Source organism: Stutzerimonas kunmingensis (assembly GCF_900114065.1).
Lineage (GTDB): Bacteria > Pseudomonadota > Gammaproteobacteria > Pseudomonadales > Pseudomonadaceae > Stutzerimonas > Stutzerimonas kunmingensis.
In genome coordinates, this window is the sequence record NZ_FORS01000002.1 from 625512 (window position 1) to 647563 (window position 22052).

Here is a 22052-nt window from a genome sequence, read left to right on the forward strand (position 1 = left end):
GCGTAGCCCAGCCTAGTGCGCCCGCCAGTGCGGATTGATGCAGTTTGGTGCGCCCGACCGATGAGAGCGCGAATGCTTCATCATGCCTCTGCGCCTCCTCGATCATGGCGCACCGGCGGTGTTCCGGCGCCGCGCAATCGATCAGAAGTCGCGGCGATAGAACAGGTCCAACGAGCTGGCCAATCCGCTGGCGGCTTCGAGGAAGATCCGCCGCGTCACCTGATAGCGCAGCGCAATGGTATTCGACGGCTCGAACACGCCGACGCCATATCGCAATGCCAGCCGTTCCGTCAGCCGCCCGGTAGCGACCACGCTGGTGCCAACGCCGGTGCCTTCGGTGTCCAGCTGGAAGTCCTGGATGCCCAGGCGCTGCGCCAGGCCGCCGGTGATGGATGAGCTACCCGCCAGGCCAAGGCCCAGCGCCGCCTGTGCCAGCAGGTTGCTGTCCCCGGTATCGGCACCCAGCGGCCGCCCCAGTACCAGATACGCCAGTGCCTGCTCCTGACTCATGGCAGGCTCGGAAAACACGTCGATGCGTGGCTGCTCGGCGCTGCCGGTGATGCGCAGGCCGGCGATCACATTCTCCGCATCGATACGGCGAATCGCCTCGATGTTGAGGAACGGCTGGCTGATCACGCCAGTGAACAGCAACTCGGCGCGGCGGATGGTCAGTCGCTGGCCGTAGGCTCGGTATCGGCCGTTCTTCAGCTGCAGCTCGCCACGTGCATCCAGGTTGTCGCCGATGTGCAGATAGCCGGCGAGATCCGCGGTCAGGCCGAAGCCGGAGAAGCGCAGGCGGTCCTGGCCCACCTCGACATCAATGTCCATCTTCACTGCCAGTGGGGTCGCCGGCTCCTCGGCTTCGCGACCGATGATCACCGTGTCCTCGGAGACCTTGACCGTCGCCGGCGGTAGCTCGCGAACCGTGATCGCTCCTCGCGGCACTTCGACCCGACCGCTGACCGCCAGGTCCTGCCCGCTAAGCACGATGCGCAGGTCGGGCTCGACTTCCAGGTCGGCGTAAGGCTCGACCACCACCGGCAGGCGACTGCCCTTGATCGCCAGATCCAGATCCAGTTCGTTCCGCCAGTCCAGCGAGCCGGCCAGGCTGCCGCGTCCCTGCTCGCCGGCACGCCAGTTGCCGTCGATGTTCAGCCGCTCACCCTCGATCAGCATGCGCACCCGCAGGTCTTCGAACGTCGTCGGCAACTCGCTGCCGGCGATCTCACCGTCACTCAACAGCAGTTGGCCGTTGAGTGACGGCTGCTGCAGGGTGCCGGCCAGCTGGCCACTGCCGTTCAGTTCGCCGCGCAAACGCTCGACCATCGGCACGAATGGGCGCGCCACCGACAGATCGAGACCACTCAGGCGAAACGCGCCATCGATCGGCTTGGCCGCGGGCCGCGGATCGATCTGCAGCTGCACGTCAAGCTCGCCCAGCTCGCCGCCCAGAAAGCGCAGCTGGCTGTCGATCCGCTCCGGTAGCAGTCGGCTGTTCAGCACCAGGGTCTGATAGGGGAAGTCGTGCCACTCGTCCACATCGCGAATGCGCAGCACGCCGGGGCCGGCGTCGACCAGAACCCGACCACGGGGTCCGTCAGCGGGAAGGTCGAGCTCGATATCGGCATTCAGTTCGCCCTGCCAGCGGAAATCTTCGGGCAGGTAGTCGGCCAGGGTCTGCAGTGAGAAATCGCGAAGGTGATAGCGAATCTGCGGCTCCGGCAGCAGACGCTGATTCTCCGCGCAGAGGCTGGCGGGCCCGGAACGCCAGCAATGCGCACCGAACTCCAGTCGGCCATCGGCGAAACGCTGCAGTGTGGCCGGCCGTTGCAGGGCCCAGTCTTGCTGCTGTGCGCTGAGCTCGCCGCGCGTCAGCCGGCCAAGCCAATCCTCACCGCGCAATCCACCATCGAAAGCCAGCGCCAGGTCGACCAAGGGACCTTGCAGCTGCAGCTCGGCCTGATGCCGTTCCGCAGTGCCTTCGGCATTGATCCGCAGTGCGCCGAGGTCCGTCTCGCCTGCGCGGATTCGCTCGGCGTTCAGCGCAAGCCGACCACGTTCCCCATCGGATAGCTGACCCTGCACGTTGAGGCGACGCAGCCGATTGTCCTGATAAGCGAGGTTGCGACCGTTCAGCTCGAGCTGCGCGCTCGGCGCCGCTGCGGTTCCCGCCAGCGTGACCTCACCGTTCACCCGCCCCCTGAGACCGGGCCACAGCTGCGCCAGGCGGCCCAGTTCCAGTTGCAGTCGACCATCCAGCGTCTGTGCCCAGGTGCCGTTGCCCTGTACGCGGTTATCGCCCATGCGCAGGTCGATGACCGGCAGATCCCAGCGCTCGCCCTCGCCGTTGGCTTGCAGCTGCAGACGGGTATCCTGACCGCGCAGGCGCCCGGCGAGGTCGAGGCTCGCCTCGGCCTGCAGCTGCTCGTCACGCAAGGTGCCCTGGCTCTTCAGCGAACCGCCGAGATTGCCCGGCAGTTCGGCCAGCCAGTACGCCGGATCGAGCTCGCTCAGCGTCAGGTCGGTTTTCCAGTCGATGCCCGCGGCGAAGCCGACGCTCAACGAACCCGTCGCACTGCCCTGCCCGGCTTGCAGCTGCAGTTGCGGCAGATGCACCGCTTCGAGATTGCCGCTGACCGGGCTGTTCAGTGTGAAATCCCCGGCCGGGCCAGTCATGGCCGATTCGAAATTGCCGAGATAGCTGCCGTCGTCGTACTGAATCTGCGCCTTGAGCTCGCGCAGCGTCACCGGCGGCTCTTCGATCGCCGGGTAGAGCCGTCGCCAGGGAAAATCGCGCCAGAGCAGATCGGCATTCGCGGTCAGGCCGTCCTGCCAGTCGACATCACCACTCAGCCGCACATCGCGCTGCTGCCCCGCATCCAGCTCGAGCATCTCGATCTGCGCTCCGCTCGGACTGACGACGCCCTCCAGCGCCAGCCGCACTGCGCCGCCCTCGCCCGGCAGTTCGGTGGTACCGAGCAGCCGGTAGCCGTCCTGCAGGTTGCCGCTCGCTGTCAGCTCCAGATCGTTCAGGCGCAGGGTGTCCGGCAGATCGGGCAGCGGCTTGAACCCGTCGGCGTTCAGCCGGAGCGTCGCCGGCAATTGCTCATCCAGGGCCCGCAGCTGCCCGCTGAGGGTGCCGTCGAGATAGCCCTGGCTTTGCACCTGCACCTGCAGCTGCTCGCGCAGGGCGCCATCCACGGTGATCATCAGCGTCCACGGCTGTTCGTCCGGCGACTGCAACGCGGCCTGCCCGTCCAGCGTCAACGGCCAATCACCGCTGGGCTGCAGTCGACCAGTCACTGACAGGTCCACATCCGCCCTGCGCAGGCCGAGGTGCTGGATATCCAGGCCATCCGCACGCCAATTTGCCTGCAGAGACAGATTTCGCACCTGCTCGCTTTCATTGAGCCTCACCCGGCCGATTTCGATGCGTTCGACTTGCAGCGCCAGCGGCAGATCGAGCTCAGGCAAGCTGAAGGGCTCCGCCGCCGGGTCGGGCTCGCTGGGCGGGAAGCTGAGGTCGATGTCGCCAGTGACCAGCTCGTCGATGCACAGCGTGCGCTTGAGCAGGCACGCCGGCGACCAGGCAAGACGGGGCTGTTGCACTTCGACACGGCTGCCGTTCTGCTCCCAGATCAGCCGCTCGGCCTGCCAACGCTGGCCGAGTCGGCCCTCGAACGCTTCGACCGTCAGCCCCGGCACCTGCCCCAGCAGCCAGCGGCTGCCGCTGGCGGTGCCGAGCAGCACGGCGGTGACGATGAGCACGAGCAGTATCAGCCCAAGCAGCGTCCAGCCGAGCCCACGCAGTACCCGCATCACAGCTCCGGCCCCATGGAGAAATGCAGACGGACGCCACCGTCGCCGTCCAGCGGATGAGCGACATCGACGCGAATCGGGCCAACCGGCGATACCCAACGCACACCAACGCCAACGGCACTTTTCAGCGTGGGAATTTCCAGCGAGTTGAAGGCGTTGCCCTGATCAACGAAGGTCGCGACACGCCATTTCTCGGCGATCGAATACTGATACTCGGCACTGACCGCGAACTGATAGCGGCCGCCGATCTTGTCGCCATCGGAGTTGGTCGGTGACAGGCTCTGGTAATCGTAGCCACGCACGCTCTGATCACCACCGGCGAAATAGCGCAGTGACGGCGGCACGTTGACGTATTCATCGGTCCAGTTGCCGCCAAGCTGCACGCGACCGAGAAAGCGATGCCGCTGGGCCAAGGTGGTCAGCCCCCGCAGCTGCACGTTGGCGTGGACCAGGTCGGCATCGGAAAGCACCCCGGCCTTCGCCGCGGCTACTTCGAACTGCAAGCGATAGCCCCGGCTCGGATCGATACGATTGTCGCTACGCAGGTAGCTGTAGGCGACGCCGGGCATGAGCAAGGTGCTGGTTCCGGAATCGTCCCCGAGGCGATATTCCTCGTGCTGCCACTTAAGCGACAGCACGCGCAACCAGCCGCTGGGCAGCTGACTGTGCCATTCCGGCCCGACCTTGAGCAGACGGCTGAGGCTGTCGGTGCCGGCGATCTCTTCATACTGGTAGCCGCCGACGAAGCGCAGCTTATCGGTCAGTGGCGGGTCCAGCGGGATGTCGTACCAGAACCCGACGTTCTGCCGCGGCGCCGACAGTTCCGCCTCGGCCCCGTAGCTATGGCCTTGCGGGTTGACCCAGTGGCGTGTCCAGTCCAGCCGGACCCGCGGGCCGACGTCGGTGGAATAACCAAGGCCGAAGCCAAAGGTGCGCGGCTTGCGCGTGGTGAGCGCGACCGAAACCGGGATGCGCTGCTGGTTGGCGCCGCTCGGGTTGGCATCGACGCGCACGCCCTCGAAATAGCCGCTCGACTGCAGCGCCTGGCTGAGTTCGGCGATCAGTTCGGAGTCGTACGGTGTATCCGTCTCGAACGGCACCATGCGCGCGAGCAGGTCGTCATCGAATGGCGAATCCCCCTCGAAGCGCACGTCGCCCAGGCGGTAGCGCGGCCCGCTGTCGAACACCAGCTCGACGTCGGCGACGTTCTCCCGCGGATCGACGGCCAGCCGCTGCTGGGTGAAGCGGCCATCGAAATAGCCGAAGCGCGAGGCCTGGTTGAGAAACTGCTGCTTCACCTCTTCGTACCGTCCGTGGTTCAGCACATCGCCCTGACGCAGGGTGCGTTCGGCGACGCGAAAGCCGGAGAACTCAGCGGCAGGCCCGTCCAGCCGGACGGTGATGTTGCGCAGCTTCACCGGCTCACCGGTTCGCACACGCAACACCAGCGCCGGTTCCTCGCCCTCACGCACATCGGTGCGGATGCGGCTGCGGTAGTAACCCAGCGCTTGCAGCGCCTTTTCCGCCTGACTCTGCGCGACCCGGCTGTAGCGCAGCAGCTCGCGCGCGTCACGGTCGCCCAGGTCGCCAATGTAGTTCTCGATATTTTCCCGGAGCGCCTGGTTCTCGGGCTCGATGCGAACGTCGAGTTCAGCGGCGCTGGCATGGATGCCGCTCAACATCACGAGTGCGGCTACCAGCGGGCCGATTCGGTTCGATTTGCACATGGCCAGCGATGCTAGCACGTGTTTCCGAGCAAGTCCGAACGTGCGGGCTAGACAGTGTGTAAGGCGATCTTGCGGTGGGGCGGGCATCGGCTGACATCGCGTGGCTTCAGACCAGTCAGACTGGCCCGCCCGGATAAAATTCGGCCACACCTAACGCGCCGCTTCCATCCGCCTGGGCGCTGGATGAAAGAAGATGTGTTCGACCACCGGGCCGACGGCGATCTGGCCGATCTCCTCGTAGCCCTGCCGCTGGTAGAAGTTCAGGTAGCGTGGGTTGCCGGTATCGATCACCAGTCCCTGGGAGGTTTCATCCTCGGCGCACCACTCGTGCACCGCCTGCAGCAGCTGCTCACCATATTGCTGCCCCTGAAACTGCGGATGCACACCGAGCAACGGCAGCAGATGTACCGCGCCGGTCGGCAGACACGCCAGTACCGCCGCGTGGTAGTCCAGATAGCGCCTGGTGCAGCGGAACCCGGCGGTCAGCAGCATGCGCGCGCGCCAGGCCCAGCTTTCGGTGACATCCAGCCGCCGTTGCGGCGGCGCGATCAGCGCGACGGCTATCAGGCGGTCGTCCAGCAACAGCCCGAGTGCTGGTTGCTGCTGCAGGAAATGCTGGTTTACCAGCTCCCGCACAGTCGCGCGCACGCGCTGCTGATAGCCGGGCCGGTCCGCCTCGAACAGGTAGGCAAAGGTCGGTTCGTGACGATACGCGTGATACAGCAGCGAACGGGTTTCGCGGTCATAACCACTATCGAGCGTGCGAACCTCGGCAGACATCGGCATGGCAACTCTCGGCTTTTTCCAGAGGGATGCTTGCAACTTAGCAGCGCTTCGCCCGCCCCGCCACGCCGCCGGAGCACCTGCCGTTCACGCTGCTCCAAAGACAATGCCGTTGCTGTCTGTTTCAGCGCGAAACTTGGTATGCGCGGCGCCGCGGCTCTAGAATCGGCGTTCTTTGCCCACGACAGATCGGCATCGGCAGTGCCGCGCCGGGTGTCCTTCCCCCTTGAGCCTCAGCCAGCCTTCACGGAATCCCATGAAAATCGTTTCCTTCAATATCAATGGATTACGCGCAAGACCTCACCAGCTTTCTGCGATCATTGAAAAGCATCAGCCGGACGTCATCGGCCTTCAGGAAACCAAGGTTTCTGACGAACAGTTTCCCCAGGCGGAGATCGAGGCGCTCGGCTACCACGTCCATTATCACGGGCAGAAGGGCCACTACGGCGTCGCCCTGCTCTCGCGCCAGGCACCGCTAGAGATCCACAAGGGCTTTCCCAGCGATGGCGAGGAGTCGCAGAAGCGCTTTATCTGGGGCCGGTTCGCCGACGCGAATGGCGAGCCGGTTACCGTGATGAACGGCTACTTCCCCCAGGGCGAAAGCCGCGCCCATCCGGTGAAGTTTCCCGCCAAGACCAAGTTCTACGCCGACCTGCAGGCGTTGCTCGAACAGCAGTTCCGCCCCGAAGAATCGCTCGCGCTGATGGGCGACTTCAATATCTCCCCGCAGGACTGCGACATCGGCATCGGCGAAGTGAACGCCAAGCGCTGGCTGCGCACCGGCAAATGCAGCTTTCTCCCCGAGGAGCGCGAGTGGCTCGAGCGCCTGAAGGGCTGGGGACTGCAGGACAGCTTCCGCACCCTCAACCCGGAAGTCGTCGATCGCTTCAGCTGGTTCGACTATCGCAGCCGCGGTTTCGAGGACGACCCGCGCCGCGGCCTGCGCATTGACTACATCCTGACCACCGCAGCGCTGCACCAGCGCGTGATCGATTGCGGCGTCGACTACGACATCCGCGCGATGGAGAAGCCTTCCGACCACTGCCCGGTGTGGATCGAGCTGCGCTGACGACCGCTGCGCAATTCCGGCAGCGCCGCCCGCGCTGTCATTTATTGGTAACCGAACCGTCTTAATCTCGCGGCCTTCTACAAGGAGGTCGCGAGATGACGCCACGTGTGTTTGGACGGTTCTGGAATCGGGCACTGCCCCTGCTGCTGGTCACGCTGGGGAGCGTCTCCGGCAACAGCCTCGCCGCCCCGCCCACCCCGCCAGACGGATCGGCCGTGCTGCGCGTCCACGGCTCCAATACCGTGGGTGCCAAGCTGGCACCGATGCTGGTGGCCGGCCTGTTCGAGGCCAAGGGCCTGCAGTCGGTCCGCATCGCCCCGGCCGGCAAGGAAAACGAGCAGCGCATCACTGCCCTCGACGAGCGCGGTCGGACCGTGCAGGCACTGGTCGCCGCGCATGGCACCGGTACCGGATTCGCTGGGCTAAAAGACGGTACTGCCGATCTGGCCGCTGCTTCGCGACCGATCAAACAGAGCGAAGCGCAGAGCCTCGCCGCCCTGGGCGACATGCGCAGCGCCGGGAGCGAACAGGTCATCGCCATCGATGGTCTGGCGGTGATCGTTCATCCCGACAACCCGGTGCAGTCCCTCAGCGTGGAGCAGGTGGCACACCTGTTCGCCGGGCAGATCGCCAACTGGCGGGAGCTGGGCGGCGCGGACGTTGCCGTCGAGCTGCACGCGCGTGATGACCAGTCCGGCACCTACGACACCTTCAAGGAGCTGGTGCTGAACAGTCAGGGGCAGGCATTAGCCACCAGCGCCGTGCGCTATGAATCCAACGACGCCCTGTCCCAGGCGGTCAGCCGCCGTAGCGGCGCCATCGGCTTCGTCGGTCTCGCTTCCGTCGGCAAGTCGAAAGCGCTGGCAATCACCGACGGCGATTCCCAGCCCATGCCACCGACCACGGCCCTGGTCGCCACCGAAGACTATCCTCTGTCGCGGCGCCTGTTCCTCTACGCCGATCCGCAGAAGCAATCGAAATGGACCCGCGAATTCCTGACGTTCGTGCATAGTCCTGCGGGGCAAGCCATCGTCGAGAAATCCGGCTACGTGGCCCAGGCCATCGCGCCGATCAGGCTGCCGCTACAGACGACGATGCCCGAGGCCTATCAGCAGCTGGCCAAGGAGGCACAGCGACTGACCGTCAACTTCCGCTTCGCCGAAGGCAGCGCGCAACTGGACAACAAGGCCCAGCGCGATGTGCAGCGTTTGATCGACTATCTCAACAGCCACGACAAGCAGATGAACGCGGCGGTGCTGGTCGGCTTCGGCGACGCCCGCAACGATCCCGCGCGGACTGCATTGCTGTCCAAGCTGCGCGCCATGGCGGTGCGTCGCGAACTGGCGCGTGGTGGCATCCTTGTAAAGGAAATCAACGGTTTGGGTGATCAACTTCCAGTGGCATCTAACAGCGAAGCTGGCCGCATCAAGAATCGCCGCGTCGAAGTCTGGGTGTACTGAAAAGAGTGCAAGATCGTATCGGCCGCCTGCCGCGGGCGTACTGTCCCGGTGCAGGCGTCGGGTTTAAGCTCGGGCGATTTCCGCCAGCAGGAATCGTCCATGTACCTCGTCTGTGGTGAAGCGCTTTTCGATGTGTTCGCGGCCTCGACCGACAGCCGCAGTCGTCTGCATCTGGAAGCCGTTGCAGGTGGCTCGCCGTTCAACGTTGCCGTCGGACTGGCCCGGTTGGGCGCGCAGGCCGCGCTGCTCGGTGGGCTCTCCCGCGATCATTTCGGTCAGCGCCTGCTAGCGCTGCTGCAGGAAGAAGGCGTTGCCGCCGAGCATCTCGCCATCTTCGATGCGCCGACCACCCTGGCGATGATCGCCATCGGCGCCGATGGCAGTCCGGTCTACAGCTTTCGCGGCGAAGGCTGTGCCGATCGCCTGTTGCATACCGAACAGCTGCAGCCGCTGCCTGCTGGCATTCGCGGCATCCATTTCGGTTCCTATTCGCTGGTGACGCCGCCGATTGCCGATACGCTGCTGGCCTTGCTGCATCGCGAGCATGCCCAGCGCCTGATTTCACTCGATCCGAACATTCGCCTCAACGTCGAACCCAGCCTCGAACGTTGGCGCGAGCGGGTCGAGGCGTTCGCCGAACGCGCACACCTGATCAAGGTCAGCGACGAGGACCTGGCCCTGCTCTATCCGGGCATGGCGCCAGCGAGCATCGCCCAGCGCTGGCTGGACCATCACGCCGAACTGGTGGTGCTAACCCGCGGTGCCCACGGCGCACAGCTCTTCAGCCGCAAGCACGGCCAGCTGCACGTGGCAGCGCAGGCGGTGACGGTGCGTGACACCGTGGGAGCCGGCGACACCTTCCAGGCCGCGTTGCTCGCCTACCTGGCCGAACAGCAGCTTGACTCGCCGCACGGGCTCGCGCAGATGAGCCCTATCCAACTGCAGGCCATGCTCGCCTTCGCCAGCAGCGCGGCCGCTATCACTTGTTCCAGACGCGGCCCGGAACTGCCCTACCGATACGAAATTGACTGACCGGTTTGGCCATCGCGCCCTCAGCAGCTATAACCCTTCGTGGCCTTTCACGACAACGGACCCTGCATGAGAGCGTTGAAGATTACCGACCCGTCCTACGAGCTGATGGACGACCACCACGGCAATTCGCTGATCTACCGCGAACATGGCTTCCCTTGCCCGTTGGTGCGTTGGCACAACCACAAGGAATACGAGCTGCACCTGATCGTGGCCAGCTCGGGCAAGGTGTTCGTTGGCGATTACGTGGGCAATTTCGGGCCGGACAGCCTGTTCCTCACCGGCCCGCACCTGCCGCACAACTGGATCAGCCAAGTCCAGGAAGGCGAAGTCGTGGCCAAACGCGACATGCTGGTCAACTTCACGGACGAGATGCTCGAAGCGGGCCACGCTGTCTTCTCCGAGCTGCGGACCTTCACGCCGATGCTCGAGCGCTCGCGCTACGGAATCGAGTTTCGCTGTCCGCAGACCATCGCCCAGGCACGCCAACTGATGCAGCAGATCGCCGACAGCCGCGGCGCCACTCGCCTCGGCTACTTCCTGATCATGCTCGAGCTGCTTGCCAGGTGCGACGACTACCAGCTGCTCTCCGGCGCCACCTCGGCACAGTTGAGCGACGAGCAGCAGGCCGACCGGACCAACATGGCGGTCAACTACATCTTCGAACACTACATGCGCGAGCTGCCGTTGGAGGAAGTCGCCAGCCATCTCGGCATGAAACCCACCTACTTCTCGCGCTTCTTCAAGCGCGCCACCGGGCGCTGCTACGTCGAGTTCGTCAACAGCCTGCGCATCAGCAAATCCTGCGAACTGCTGCTCGATCAGGACAAGCCGGTCACGGATGTCTGTTTCGAATCGGGTTTCAACAACCTGTCCAATTTCAATCGCCGCTTCCAGCAGCTCAAGGGCATGACCCCATCGTGCTATCGACGCCTCGTCGAACAACGCCTGACCGAGCAGAACCTGGCCAGCTGATACGCTTCCGGCCGGCCGGCTCCAGCGCCCTGTTCCTCGCCCGCTGCTCCACTCGCGTCTTTATGATCGTGGCAAAGCCTCGTTCTTGAGCCCCTGCGACAGGTCTGGACGGTGCCGGTGCGGGCAGCCTACCGCGGTCAAGCGAGTGCAAAAAAGTATCGAAGCGAGTGCAGTCACGGCTTTGTCGCGCGGCCACTGCCGGCGTTGTAATGCCTGCCAGACGCTCGTAGCGCAGTACGCGGGTAACAACAAAAACAATAAGTGCTTCCAGGCCCTGATCTGGAAGAGGAGTCCACGAATGAAAGCATTCAACTTGCTGCTCGGTACCGCCTGCATGGCCTCGATTGCGCTGGCCCAGGCCGCCGAAACCCTCACCGTTGCCACCGTCAATAACGCGGATATGATCCGCATGCAGCGCCTCTCCAAGACCTTCGAACAGCAGAATCCCGACATCAAGCTCAACTGGGTGGTGCTCGAAGAGAACGTGCTGCGCCAACGCCTGACCACCGATATTGCCACCCAGGGCGGCCAGTTCGACGTGCTGACCATCGGCATGTACGAGGCGTCACTGTGGGGCGATAAGGGCTGGCTGGCTCCGATGAAGAACCTCCCTGACGACTACGACCTGGACGACGTTTTCCCCTCGGTTCGCGAAGGCCTTTCAGTCGACGGGACGCTCTACGCGCTGCCGTTCTATGCCGAAAGCTCGATGACCTACTACCGTACCGACCTGTTCGAACAGGCCGGGCTGGACATGCCCGAGCACCCCACCTGGAGCCAGATGGCCGAGTTTGCCGAAAAGCTGCACAAGCCTGGCGAGGACCAGTACGGCATCTGCCTGCGCGGCAAAGCCGGCTGGGGCGAGAACATGGCGCTGGTCACCACCGTCGCCAACGCCTTCGGCGCGCGCTGGTTCGACGAGAAGTGGCAGCCCGAATTCGATGGCCCCGAATGGACCAAGGCGGCCAACTTCTATGTCGACCTGCTCAGCCAATACGGCCCGCCCGGCGCCTCCAGCAATGGCTTCAACGAAAACCTGGCGCTGTTCAACAGCGGCAAATGCGCCATGTGGGTCGATGCGACCGTCGCCGGCTCCTTCATGACCGATGAATCGCAGAGCAAGGTCGCCGACAAGGTCGGTTTCACCTTCGCGCCGCAGGAGACCACCGACAAGGGCTCGGCCTGGCTGTACTCCTGGGCACTGGCGATCCCGACCAGCTCCCAGCAGAAGGACGCCGCCAAGACCTTCACCGCCTGGGCAACGTCCAAGGCCTACGCCAAGCTCGTCGCCGAGACCGATGGCGTCGCCAACGTGCCGCCGGGCACGCGCGAGTCCACCTACAACGAGCAGTACATGGCGGCCGCGCCGTTCGCGGAGATCACCCTGGAGTCGCTCAAGCAGGCCGATCCCGCCTCGCCATCGGCCAAGCCGGTGCCCTACGTCGGTATCCAGCTGGTCACCATCCCTGAGTTCCAGGCCATCGGTACCCAGGTCGGCAAGATGTTCTCCGCCGCGCTGACCGGGCAGATGCCGGTCGAGCAGATGCTTACCGCGGTGCAGCAGTCGACCACCCGCGAAATGAAACGCGCCGGTTATCCCAAGTAGACCAGCCGCACGTCCCGTGAAGGCGTAAACCCGCGAGGGCTCCACGAGCCCTCATCGGCCCCTCTTCAGCCGGAGCATCATCATGGCGACCACAACGACTGCCTTGCCCAAGGCCCCTGCGAGCAACGCATCACCGCAACCTGCCGAGCGCCGCCGGCCGAGGTTGGCCCCGAGCTGGTTCCTGGTCAGCCCTTCGGTCGCGCTGTTGCTGCTGTGGATGCTGGTACCACTGGCGATGACCCTGTACTTCTCGCTCGTTCGCTACAACCTGCTCTATCCGGGCGAAAAGGATTTCGTCGGGCTGGAAAACTTCCACTACTTCCTGACCGATGCCGGCTTCATCCCTGGCATGACCAATACCCTGATCCTGGTCGGCAGCGTGCTGCTGATCAGCGTGGTACTCGGCGTGCTCATCTCCGCATTGCTGGAGGCGGCGGACTTCGCGGGGCGCGGGATCGTCCGCGTGCTGCTGATCTCGCCGTTCTTCATCATGCCGACCGTCAGCGCCCTGGTCTGGAAGAACCTCATCTATCACCCGGTCTCGGGCATTCTCGCGGCGGTATGGAAGTTCTTCGGCGCACAGCCGGTGGACTGGCTCGCACAGCATCCGCTGGCGTCCATCGTGATCATCGTGTCCTGGCAGTGGCTGCCCTTCGCGATCCTGATCCTGATGACCGCCATGCAGTCCCTCGACCAGGAACAGAAGGAAGCCGCCCGCCTCGATGGCGCTGGGCCCATCGCGATCTTCTGGCACCTGACCTTGCCGCATCTGGCACGCCCGATCGCCGTAGTGGTGATGATCGAAACCATTTTCCTGCTTTCGGTATTCGCCGAGATCTTCACCACCACCAGCGGCGGTCCCGGCTACGCATCCACCAACCTCGCCTACCTGATCTACAACCAGGCGCTGCTGCAGTTCGATGTCGGCATGGCCTCGGCCGGCGGCCTGATTGCGGTGGTGATCGCCAACATCGCGGCGATCATCCTGGTGCGGATGCTCGGCAAGAATCTCACCGAGAAATATTGAGGACAGACCGATGCTGACGCTCAAACAAAGTCGCCGCCTCAACACCCTGGTGGTCGGGCTGTTCGCCTGGGCCGTGGCGCTGCTGCTGTTCTTCCCGATCTTCTGGATGCTGCTGACCAGCCTGAAGACCGAGATCGACGCCTTCGCCACGCCGCCGCAGTTCATCTTCACGCCGACGCTGGAAAACTACCTGCACATCCAGAATCGCAGCGGCTACTTCAAGTACGCCTGGAACTCGGTGACCATTTCCTTCGGCGCGACCGCCCTGGGCATGCTGATCGCCATTCCCGCCGCGTATTCGATGGCCTTCTACGAGACCAAGCGCACCAAGGGCACGCTGCTCTGGATGCTCTCGACCAAGATGCTGCCGCCGGTGGGCGTGCTGGTGCCGATCTACCTCTTGGCCAAGCAGTTCGGCCTGCTCGACAGCCGCGCGGTGCTGATCATCATCTACACGCTGATCAACCTGCCGATCCTGGTGTGGATGATCTACACCTACTTCAAGGACATCCCCCGCGACATCCTCGAAGCGGCCCGCATGGACGGTGCCACGCTGCTGCAGGAGATGCTTCGCGTGCTCCTGCCGATCAGCAAGGGCGGGCTCGCCTCGACCATGCTGCTGTCGCTGATCCTGTGCTGGAACGAAGCCTTCTGGTCGCTGAACCTGACCTCGTCCAACGCCGCGCCACTGACCGCGCTGATCGCCTCCTACTCCAGTCCCGAAGGCCTGTTCTGGGCCAAGCTCTCGGCCGTCTCCACCCTCGCCTGCGCCCCCATCCTGATCTTCGGCTGGATCAGCCAGAAGCAGCTGGTGCGCGGCCTGTCGTTCGGCGCCGTGAAATGAGCGCCGCCTGACAACCAAGAACAACTGAGGATTCGAACATGGCAGACCTGAAGATCCACAACCTGAAGAAAGGCTTCGACGGCAACGAGATCATCAAGGGCATCGACCTGGACATCCGCGACCGCGAATTCGTCGTCTTCGTCGGCCCCTCCGGCTGTGGCAAGTCCACCCTGCTGCGCCTGATCGCCGGGCTCGAGGAGGTCAGCAGCGGGCGGATCGAACTGGACGGGCGCGACATCACCGATGTCAGCCCGGCCAAGCGCGACCTGGCCATGGTGTTCCAGACCTATGCGCTCTACCCGCACATGACGGTGCGCAAGAACATGTCCTTCGCCCTGGACCTGGCCGGTGCCGACAAACAGGAGGTTGCCCGCAAGATCGAAGCGGCCGCGCGCACCCTGGAGCTGGAACCGCTGCTCGAACGCAAGCCACGCCAGCTCTCCGGTGGCCAGCGCCAGCGTGTCGCCATTGGCCGCGCTATCGTGCGTAACCCTAAGGTCTTCCTGTTCGACGAGCCGCTGTCCAACCTCGATGCCGCCTTGCGCGTGCAGATGCGCCTGGAGCTCTCGCGCCTGCACCAGGAGCTGCAGGCGACGATGATCTACGTGACTCACGACCAGGTCGAAGCCATGACCCTTGCGGACAAGGTGGTGGTACTCAATGGAGGACGCATCGAGCAGGTGGGTTCACCCATGGAGCTCTATCACAATCCCGCCAACCTCTTCGTCGCGGGCTTTCTCGGCACACCGAAGATGGGCTTTCTCAAAGGCCGCGCAAGCCGTGTCGAAGCCAGCGGCTGCGAAGTCGAGCTCGACGCCGGTTGCCGTCTGTTCCTGCCGGTGAGCGGCGCCACGCTGAAGACGGGCGATCCGGTCACCCTCGGCATCCGCCCGGAACACCTCAACCGTGGCAGCGAAGGCAACTGCCAGTTGACCGTGAAGGCGGACGTTAGCGAGCGGTTGGGCAGCGACACCTACTGCCACGTGGTCACCGGCAACGGCGAGCAGCTGACCATGCGCATCCGCGGTGACTTCACCCCGCGCTATGGCGAGTCGCTGTCCCTGACATTGGAAGCCACCCATTGCCACCTCTTCGACAGCAATGGCGTCGCAGTCGGCCAGTCGCTGCAGCAGGCGGCCTGACCACCCCGCCACCCAAGCCCTGACTTACCGGCAGATCGCTGCGCCCGCAATGGCAGCGATCCCGCCCCCGGCTTTCCCACATTCAAGCCCAGCGAGGCCCGAGATGAAGTTGAACGAAGCGAATCTGCCACAGCTGCCGGGCCCTATCGCGCGCCCCGACTACCGCCTGGCCGAGGTCACCACCGGCATCGCCCATATCGGCGTGGGCGGTTTTCACCGTGCCCATCAGGCGGCCTACACCGATGCTTTGATGAACACCGGCGAGGGGCTGGAATGGGGCATCTGCGGCATCGGCACACGCGCCGAGGAGCGCGCGATGCGCGATGCACTGGCCGCGCAAGACTACCTCTACACCCTGGTCGAGCTCGACGACCGGCCCGACACCGAGGTCCGGGTGATCGGCAGCATTCGCGACATGCTGCTGGTGGGCGAGGATGGTTCCGAGGCGGTGGTTGTCCGTCTGGCCGATCCGGCGGTTCGCATCGTCTCGCTGACCATCACCGAGGGCGGCTATTGCCTGGACGACAGCACCGGCCAGTTCAATGCACAACTGCCGCAGATTCAACACGACCTGCAGCACCCTCGCCGCCCGGTCAGCGTGTTCGGTCTGCTCTGCGCGGCGCTGGCCAAGCGCCGCGGCGACGGTGTCGGCCCCTTCACGGTGATGTCCTGCGACAACCTCCCCCACAACGGCGACGTGACCCGCAAGGCCACGCTGGCCTTCGCCGGCCTGGTCGATGCCGACCTGGCCGGCTGGATCGAGCGCAACGTCAGCTTCCCCAACGCCATGGTCGACCGCATCACGCCCATGACCAGCGCGACCCATCGCCAGGACCTGGAGCGTCAGCACGGCCTCGATGACGTCTGGCCGGTGGTCTGCGAACCCTTCGTGCAATGGGTGCTGGAAGACCGCTTCGTCGCCGGCCGCCCGGCCTGGGAAAAGGTCGGAGTGCAGTTCACTGACGACGTCTCGCCCTACGAGGAGATGAAGATCAAGCTGCTCAACGGCAGCCACCTCGCGCTGACCTACCTCGGCTTCCTGCGCGGTTATCGCTTCGTCCACGAAACCATGGCCGATCCGCTGTTCGTCGAGTACATCCGCCGCTACATGAACGAGGACGTCACTCCGCAACTGGCTCCCGTGCCCGGCATCGATCTCGCTCGCTACAAGCAGACGCTGATCGAGCGCTTCTCCAACCGTGCCATCGCCGATCAGCTGGAACGGGTGTGCTCCGATGGCTCGTCGAAGTTTCCCAAGTTCACCGTGCCGACCATCGACCGCCTGATCGCCGCTAACGCTGCCCTGGACCGGGCCGCCCTGGTGGTCGCCGCCTGGGCGCTGTATCTGCGGGGCGTAGATGAAAACGGCGTGCCGTACCACATCCCCGATCCGCGCGCGGATTTCTGCCGGTCCCTTGTCGCGGAGAACGACGGCCTCGCCGAACGACTGCTCGGGCGCGAGGAGATCTTTGGCACGCAGATTCCGCGTTCGCTCGCCTTCCGCGAAGCCTTCGAGCGCAACCTGCTGCGGCTGCGCACGCTGGGGGTCAGCGGCACACTTGATCTGTTGCTGACGCAGTGACGGGGTGCGGCATGTTTCTCGGAATCGATTGTGGCACCCAGGGCACCAAGGCGCTGTTGCTCGACGCCAGCAACGGGCGCGTGCTCGGCCAGGGCTCGGCCAGCCACGATCTGATCAGCGGGCCCAACGGCCGGCGCGAGCAGGACACCGGGCAGTGGACCTCCGCCTTCGCCAGCGCTACCGCTGCGGCACTGGCAGAGGCCGGGGTCGACGGCGGCGCCGTGCTGGGCATTGGTGTCTCCGGGCAGCAGCATGGCCTGGTCACGCTCGATGCCGCGGGCCGCGTGTTGCGCCCGGCCAAGCTCTGGTGCGACACGGAGTCGGCTACGGAGAATCAGCGCCTGCTCGACTGGCTGGGCGGAGAACAGGGTTCGCTGCAGCGCCTCGGTATCGTCATCGCGCCGGGCTACACGGTTTCCAAGCTGCTGTGGATGAAGGAGCAGCACCCCGCGCTGTTCGCACGCATCGCCCATATCCTGCTGCCCCACGACTACCTCAACTACTGGCTGACCGGACGGTGCGCGAGCGAATACGGCGATGCCTCCGGCACCGGCTATTTCGACGTGCGCGCGCGGCAATGGGCACCCGAGATCCTGCGCCATATCGATGCCGAGGGTCGTCTGGAGGCCGCGCTGCCCGAGCTGATCGAGTCCCACCAGCCGGTCGGCCGCATCCGGCCCGAACTGGCTGCCCGGCTGGGGCTCAATCCGCAGGCCATGGTGGCGAGCGGCGGTGGCGACAACATGATGGGGGCCATCGGTACCGGCAATATCCGCCCCGGCGCCATCACCATGAGCCTGGGCACATCCGGCACGCTCTACGCCTTTTCCGGCGAACCCCGTATCAGCCCACAGCCGGCGGTGGCCACCTTCTGCTCGTCCAGCGGGGGCTGGCTGCCGCTGATCTGCACCATGAACCTGACCAATGCCAACGCGGCGATGCGCGGCCTGCTGGAGCTGGACCTGGAGGCGTTCAACGCGCTGGTGGCGCAGGCGCCGATCGGCTGCGAAGGCGTCACGATGCTGCCGTTTCTCAACGGCGAGCGCGTCCCCGCCCTGCCCCACGGCAGCGCCAGCCTGCACGGCCTGACCGCCGACAACCTGAGCCGCGCCAACCTCTGCCGCGCCGTGCTCGAAGGCGTGACCTTCGGCCTGCGCTACGGGTTGGACCTGCTGCGCGAAAGCGGCATTCGCAGCGAGCGGATCCAGCTCATCGGCGGCGGCGCGAAGAACCCGCTGTGGCGACAGATCGTCGCCGACCTGATGGCCACGCCGGTGGTCTGCACCCGCCACAGCGAGGCCGCGGCGCTGGGCGGCGCGATCCAGGCGGCATGGTGCCATGCGCGACAGCAGGATCCCGAAGCCAGCCTCCAAGCCATCTGCTCGCGCTGCGTCAGCCTGGACGAAGACACCGCGGTCGCGCCGGTCGCCGAGTCGGTCCGGGCCTATGAGCAGGCCTATCGGCGCTATCGGGAGCTGGTGGCCAGCACCTACGGCGGGCAGACACCACCGGAGCTGACGCCGGTCGCCTCCTGAGGCGCAGCGCTCGGTCACAGGCAAACGGTCATAAAAAAGGCAAAGCCACGGTGCGTGGCTTTGCCTTTGGTCCTTTCCCCGGGACGACGCCTTAGCGGCTGCGCAGCGCCTCGCGCGGGACGTACTTGCCCAGCTCGTGACGGGCAATGGCCACCCGATGCACCTCGTCCGGGCCATCGGCCAGGCGCAGCGTGCGCTGCATCGCCCACCAGTGAGCCAGCGGGAAGTCCTCGGAAACCCCGGCGCCACCGTGGATCTGGATGGCGCGGTCGATGACCTTCAGCGCCACGTTGGGTGCGACCACCTTGATCTGTGCGATCTCGCTGGCGGCGATCTTGTTGCCCACGGTATCCATCATGTACGCCGCGTTCAGCGTCAGCAGGCGCGCCATGTTGATCTCGATGCGGCACTCGGCGATGTAATCGAAGTTGGCACCCAGCCGGGCCAGCGGCTTGCCGAAGGCGGTGCGGCTGACGGCGCGTTCGCACATCAGCTTCAGTGCACGTTCAGCAACGCCGATCGAGCGCATGCAGTGGTGGATGCGCCCTGGGCCAAGACGGCCCTGGGCGATCTCGAAGCCGCGGCCTTCACCGAGCAGGACGTTCTCGTAGGGCACTCGCACGTTTTCCAGCAACACTTCCGCGTGGCCATGCGGGGCATCGTCGTAGCCGAACACCGGCAGCGGGCGCAGCACCTTGACGCCGGGGGTATCCATCGGCACCAGGATCATCGAGTGCTGGGCATGGCGCGGCGCGTCCGGGTTGGTCAGGCCCATGAAGATCATGATCTTGCAGCGCGGGTCGCAGGCACCGGAGGTCCACCACTTGCGTCCGTTGATGACCCACTCGTCACCCTCGCGCACCGCGCGGGCTTCCATGTTGGTGGCGTCGGACGAAGCCACGCCCGGCTCGGTCATGCCGAAGGCCGAACGGATTTCGCCGCGCAGCAACGGTTCCAGCCACTCGCGCTTCTGCGCCTCGCTGCCGTAGCGCACCAGCACTTCCATGTTGCCGGTGTCCGGTGCCGAGCAGTTGAACGCTTCCGGGCCGAGGCCCGAGCTGCCCATGATTTCCGCCAGCGGCGCGTATTCGGTGTTGGTCAGGCCAGCGCCCAGTTCCGATTCCGGCAGAAACAGGTTCCACAGCCCTTCTGCCTTGGCCTTGGCCTTGAGCTCCTCGACGATAGCGGTCGGCTGCCAGCGGTCACCTTCGGCGACCTGCTGGTAGAACACCTTTTCGGCGGGATAGACGTGAGCATCCATGAACGCTTGCACGCGCTCTCTCAGCTCTTGAACCTTCGGGGAGTAGGCGAAATTCATGGGCGACAACCTTCTGGCAGGTAATGTTTTGTAGTTTTGAATGCTAGAGGAGGCCTGGTGATTTATCTAAGCTATTTTCCTCGTGTATAAACATTCATCACCGATATATGATCGGCGAATTCCGATACACGCCGGAGAGCACAACAATGAACCTGAACAAGGTCGATCTGAATCTATTCATCGTCTTCGACGCCATCTACACCGAAGCGAACCTGACACGCGCCGGGCAGATCGTCGGCATCACCCAGCCCGCGGTTTCCAACGCCCTTGCCCGCCTGCGCGAAACCTTCAACGATCCGCTGTTCGTGCGCACCGCGCAGGGCATGGTGCCGACGCCAATGGCGCAGAACATCATCGGCCCGGTGCGCAATGCGCTGCAGCTGCTGCGGGTGTCGGTGCAGGAAAGCCGGACCTTCAGCCCGGCGCAGGCGAACAAGACGTTCCGCATCAGCATGACCGACCTCACCGAGGCGGTGATGCTGCCGCCGCTGTTCCAGCGCCTGCGCCGCCTGGCACCGAACGTGAAGATCGAGAGCATGCTGGCCAAACGCCGCGAGACGACCAAGGAACTGGCCGCCGGCCGCCTGGATTTCGCCATGGATGCACCGCTCAACACCGACCCGCAGGTGCGCCACGTCAAGTTGCTGGAAGATCGCTACATCTGCGCCATGCGCCGTGGCCACCCGCTGGCCAAGGACAAGCTCACCCTGGAGCAGTACCTGTCGCTGTCGCACATCCACATTTCCAGCCGCCGCAGCGGGCTCGGTCTGGTGGACCTGGCGTTGGGCAAGATGGGTCTGCAGCGCAAGATCGCCCTGCGCTCACAGCACTACCTGATGGCGACTCAGGTAATCGACCAGACCGACATGGCTGTGACCGTTCCCGAGCGTTTCGCCCGGCGCCACAACCTGCACCAGGTCGACCTGCCGGTGGACATCATGCCGCTGGAAACCCACATCTATTGGCATGAAAGCACCGATCAGGATCCGGCCAACCGCTGGATGCGCGAGCAGATGATCGAGATCGCCCAGCAGGTCACCGCGCAGCAGGACCTCTGATGCCATGGCGGGTGAAAGCCCGCCTCAGGCGCTGTCGCGCATCACCACTTCGAAGCCCACATCGATACAACGCTCCGCAGGCTGCTGACCTCGCATCAGACTCAGCAGCATCTGCGCCGCCAGCTCGCCGATCTCGCCGCGGCGGGTGCGCACTGTGCTTAGCGCCGGATGCATCCAGGCCGCGGCCGGCAGGTCGTTGAAACCGGCAATCGCCAGCCGCCCCGGCACGTCGAGCCCCAGCTGATGGGCGCGAAACAGCGCCCCGAGGGCCAGGTCGTCGTTGTTGAAGAACACCGCGTCGATCTGCGGATGCTGCGCCAGCAGCCGATCCAGCAGCTCCGCGCCAAGACCGATGGACGACAGCTGCGGCGTCAGCAGCTCCAGCGTCGGCTCATAGCGACCGGCCTGGCGCATGGCCTGACGGTAGCCTTCGGCGCGTTGCAGGGTCCGAGGGTCGAGCTGCGCCGCGGCGAAGGCGACGTGACGGTAGCCGCGCTCAAGCAGCGTGCGGGTCATGGCCACGCCGGCTTCCAGCTGCGAGAAGCCTACGCAGTAGTCATCCGGCCGCTCGCTCAGCTCCATCAGGGTGACCATCGGTGCTGTGTAGCTGGCCAACACCGCACGCGCGGCCTCGCTGCGCTCGAACCCAGTGATCAGCAGGCCGGCCGGCTGATGGGCCAGGTAGGCGCGCAGCAATCGCTCGTCCTCTTCGGGGCGATAGTGGCTGACGCCGATCATCATTTCGTAACCCGCCGGCATCAGCACGCGCTGGATGGCCTCGACCGTGTCGACGAACACCGCGTTGGACAGCGAGGGGATGATCACCGCAACCAGATTGGAGCGCGAACTGGCCAGGCTGCGCGCCGCCGGATGCGGCACGTAGCCGAGCGCCTTGACCGCCTGCTCGACACGCTCACGCAATGCATCGGAAACCAGATCCGGTTGCGACAGCGCGCGGGATGCCGACATCAGCGAGCAGCCGGCGCTACGTGCGACATCCGAGAGGGTTATCCGCTCGGCAGAGCGGCGACGGCGTGTGGTCATGATCAATCCAGCATCTGAAGGCGGCGAATTCTAT

16 protein-coding genes are annotated in these 22052 nt (G+C 64.9%); 11 read left to right on the plus strand and 5 right to left on the minus strand.

What is annotated here, in order from left to right; translation table 11 throughout:
- Nucleotides 1–141: 141 nt before the first annotated feature.
- The 3 genes from BM275_RS07335 to BM275_RS07345 form a co-directional block, all read right to left on the minus strand.
- Nucleotides 142–3819, minus strand: coding sequence for a translocation/assembly module TamB domain-containing protein (locus BM275_RS07335; RefSeq protein ID WP_090520308.1), 3678 nt, complete (start codon nucleotides 3817–3819; stop codon nucleotides 142–144).
- Nucleotides 3819–5501 (minus strand): autotransporter assembly complex protein TamA, encoded by a 1683-nt coding sequence (locus BM275_RS07340; RefSeq protein ID WP_208607450.1) that lies wholly within the window; start codon nucleotides 5499–5501, stop codon nucleotides 3819–3821. The genes BM275_RS07335 and BM275_RS07340 overlap by 1 nt, the downstream gene beginning before the upstream one ends.
- A 195-nt stretch (nucleotides 5502–5696) precedes the next feature.
- On the minus strand, nucleotides 5697–6332 hold the full coding sequence (locus BM275_RS07345) for a GNAT family N-acetyltransferase (RefSeq protein WP_042928139.1): 636 nt from the start codon (nucleotides 6330–6332) through the stop codon (nucleotides 5697–5699).
- A 253-nt stretch (nucleotides 6333–6585) separates the two neighbouring features.
- Between BM275_RS07345 and xthA the strand changes: the two genes are divergently transcribed.
- From xthA to xylB, 10 genes are all read left to right on the plus strand, one after another.
- Complete coding sequence (gene xthA, locus BM275_RS07350; RefSeq protein WP_090520311.1) at nucleotides 6586–7398, plus strand: exodeoxyribonuclease III; 813 nt, start codon at nucleotides 6586–6588, stop codon at nucleotides 7396–7398.
- Nucleotides 7399–7493: 95 nt separating this feature from the next.
- Nucleotides 7494–8858, plus strand: coding sequence for a substrate-binding domain-containing protein (locus BM275_RS07355; protein ID WP_090520313.1), 1365 nt, complete (start codon nucleotides 7494–7496; stop codon nucleotides 8856–8858).
- A 99-nt stretch (nucleotides 8859–8957) separates the two neighbouring features.
- On the plus strand, nucleotides 8958–9890 hold the full coding sequence (locus BM275_RS07360) for a carbohydrate kinase family protein (protein ID WP_090520315.1): 933 nt from the start codon (nucleotides 8958–8960) through the stop codon (nucleotides 9888–9890).
- A 66-nt stretch (nucleotides 9891–9956) separates the two neighbouring features.
- Complete coding sequence (locus BM275_RS22635; RefSeq protein ID WP_090520316.1) at nucleotides 9957–10862, plus strand: AraC family transcriptional regulator; 906 nt, start codon at nucleotides 9957–9959, stop codon at nucleotides 10860–10862.
- Nucleotides 10863–11160: 298 nt separating this feature from the next.
- The gene (locus BM275_RS07370; protein ID WP_090520318.1) at nucleotides 11161–12468 is read left to right on the plus strand and encodes an ABC transporter substrate-binding protein; all 1308 of its coding nucleotides are present in this window, start codon (nucleotides 11161–11163) and stop codon (nucleotides 12466–12468) included.
- Between the two features lie 82 nt (nucleotides 12469–12550).
- Entirely contained in the window at nucleotides 12551–13495 is a 945-nt protein-coding gene (locus BM275_RS07375; protein ID WP_017244559.1) for a carbohydrate ABC transporter permease, read from the plus strand.
- Nucleotides 13496–13505: 10 nt separating this feature from the next.
- Nucleotides 13506–14339 (plus strand): carbohydrate ABC transporter permease, encoded by an 834-nt coding sequence (locus tag BM275_RS07380; protein WP_090520320.1) that lies wholly within the window; start codon nucleotides 13506–13508, stop codon nucleotides 14337–14339.
- Nucleotides 14340–14377: 38 nt separating this feature from the next.
- Nucleotides 14378–15481, plus strand: a complete 1104-nt coding sequence (locus BM275_RS07385; protein ID WP_090520322.1) for an ABC transporter ATP-binding protein — start codon at nucleotides 14378–14380, stop codon at nucleotides 15479–15481.
- A 103-nt stretch (nucleotides 15482–15584) separates the two neighbouring features.
- On the plus strand, nucleotides 15585–17063 hold the full coding sequence (locus BM275_RS07390) for a mannitol dehydrogenase family protein (protein ID WP_090520326.1): 1479 nt from the start codon (nucleotides 15585–15587) through the stop codon (nucleotides 17061–17063).
- Between the two features lie 11 nt (nucleotides 17064–17074).
- The gene (xylB, locus tag BM275_RS07395) at nucleotides 17075–18598 is read left to right on the plus strand and encodes a xylulokinase (protein ID WP_090520328.1); all 1524 of its coding nucleotides are present in this window, start codon (nucleotides 17075–17077) and stop codon (nucleotides 18596–18598) included.
- Between the two features lie 91 nt (nucleotides 18599–18689).
- On the opposite strand, the gene BM275_RS07400 is transcribed toward xylB, so the two are convergent.
- Nucleotides 18690–19916, minus strand: a complete 1227-nt coding sequence (locus BM275_RS07400; RefSeq protein ID WP_038659999.1) for an acyl-CoA dehydrogenase — start codon at nucleotides 19914–19916, stop codon at nucleotides 18690–18692.
- A gap of 146 nt (nucleotides 19917–20062) precedes the next feature.
- Here BM275_RS07400 and BM275_RS07405 point away from each other — a divergent pair, with 146 nt between their 5' ends.
- Nucleotides 20063–20974: a LysR family transcriptional regulator gene (locus BM275_RS07405; protein ID WP_011913327.1), complete on the plus strand. Its 912-nt coding sequence runs from the start codon at nucleotides 20063–20065 to the stop codon at nucleotides 20972–20974.
- 24 nt (nucleotides 20975–20998) lie between these two features.
- On the opposite strand, the gene gntR is transcribed toward BM275_RS07405, so the two are convergent.
- Nucleotides 20999–22018, minus strand: a complete 1020-nt coding sequence (gntR, locus tag BM275_RS07410; RefSeq protein WP_058065819.1) for an HTH-type transcriptional regulator GntR — start codon at nucleotides 22016–22018, stop codon at nucleotides 20999–21001.
- Nucleotides 22019–22052 lie beyond the last annotated feature (34 nt).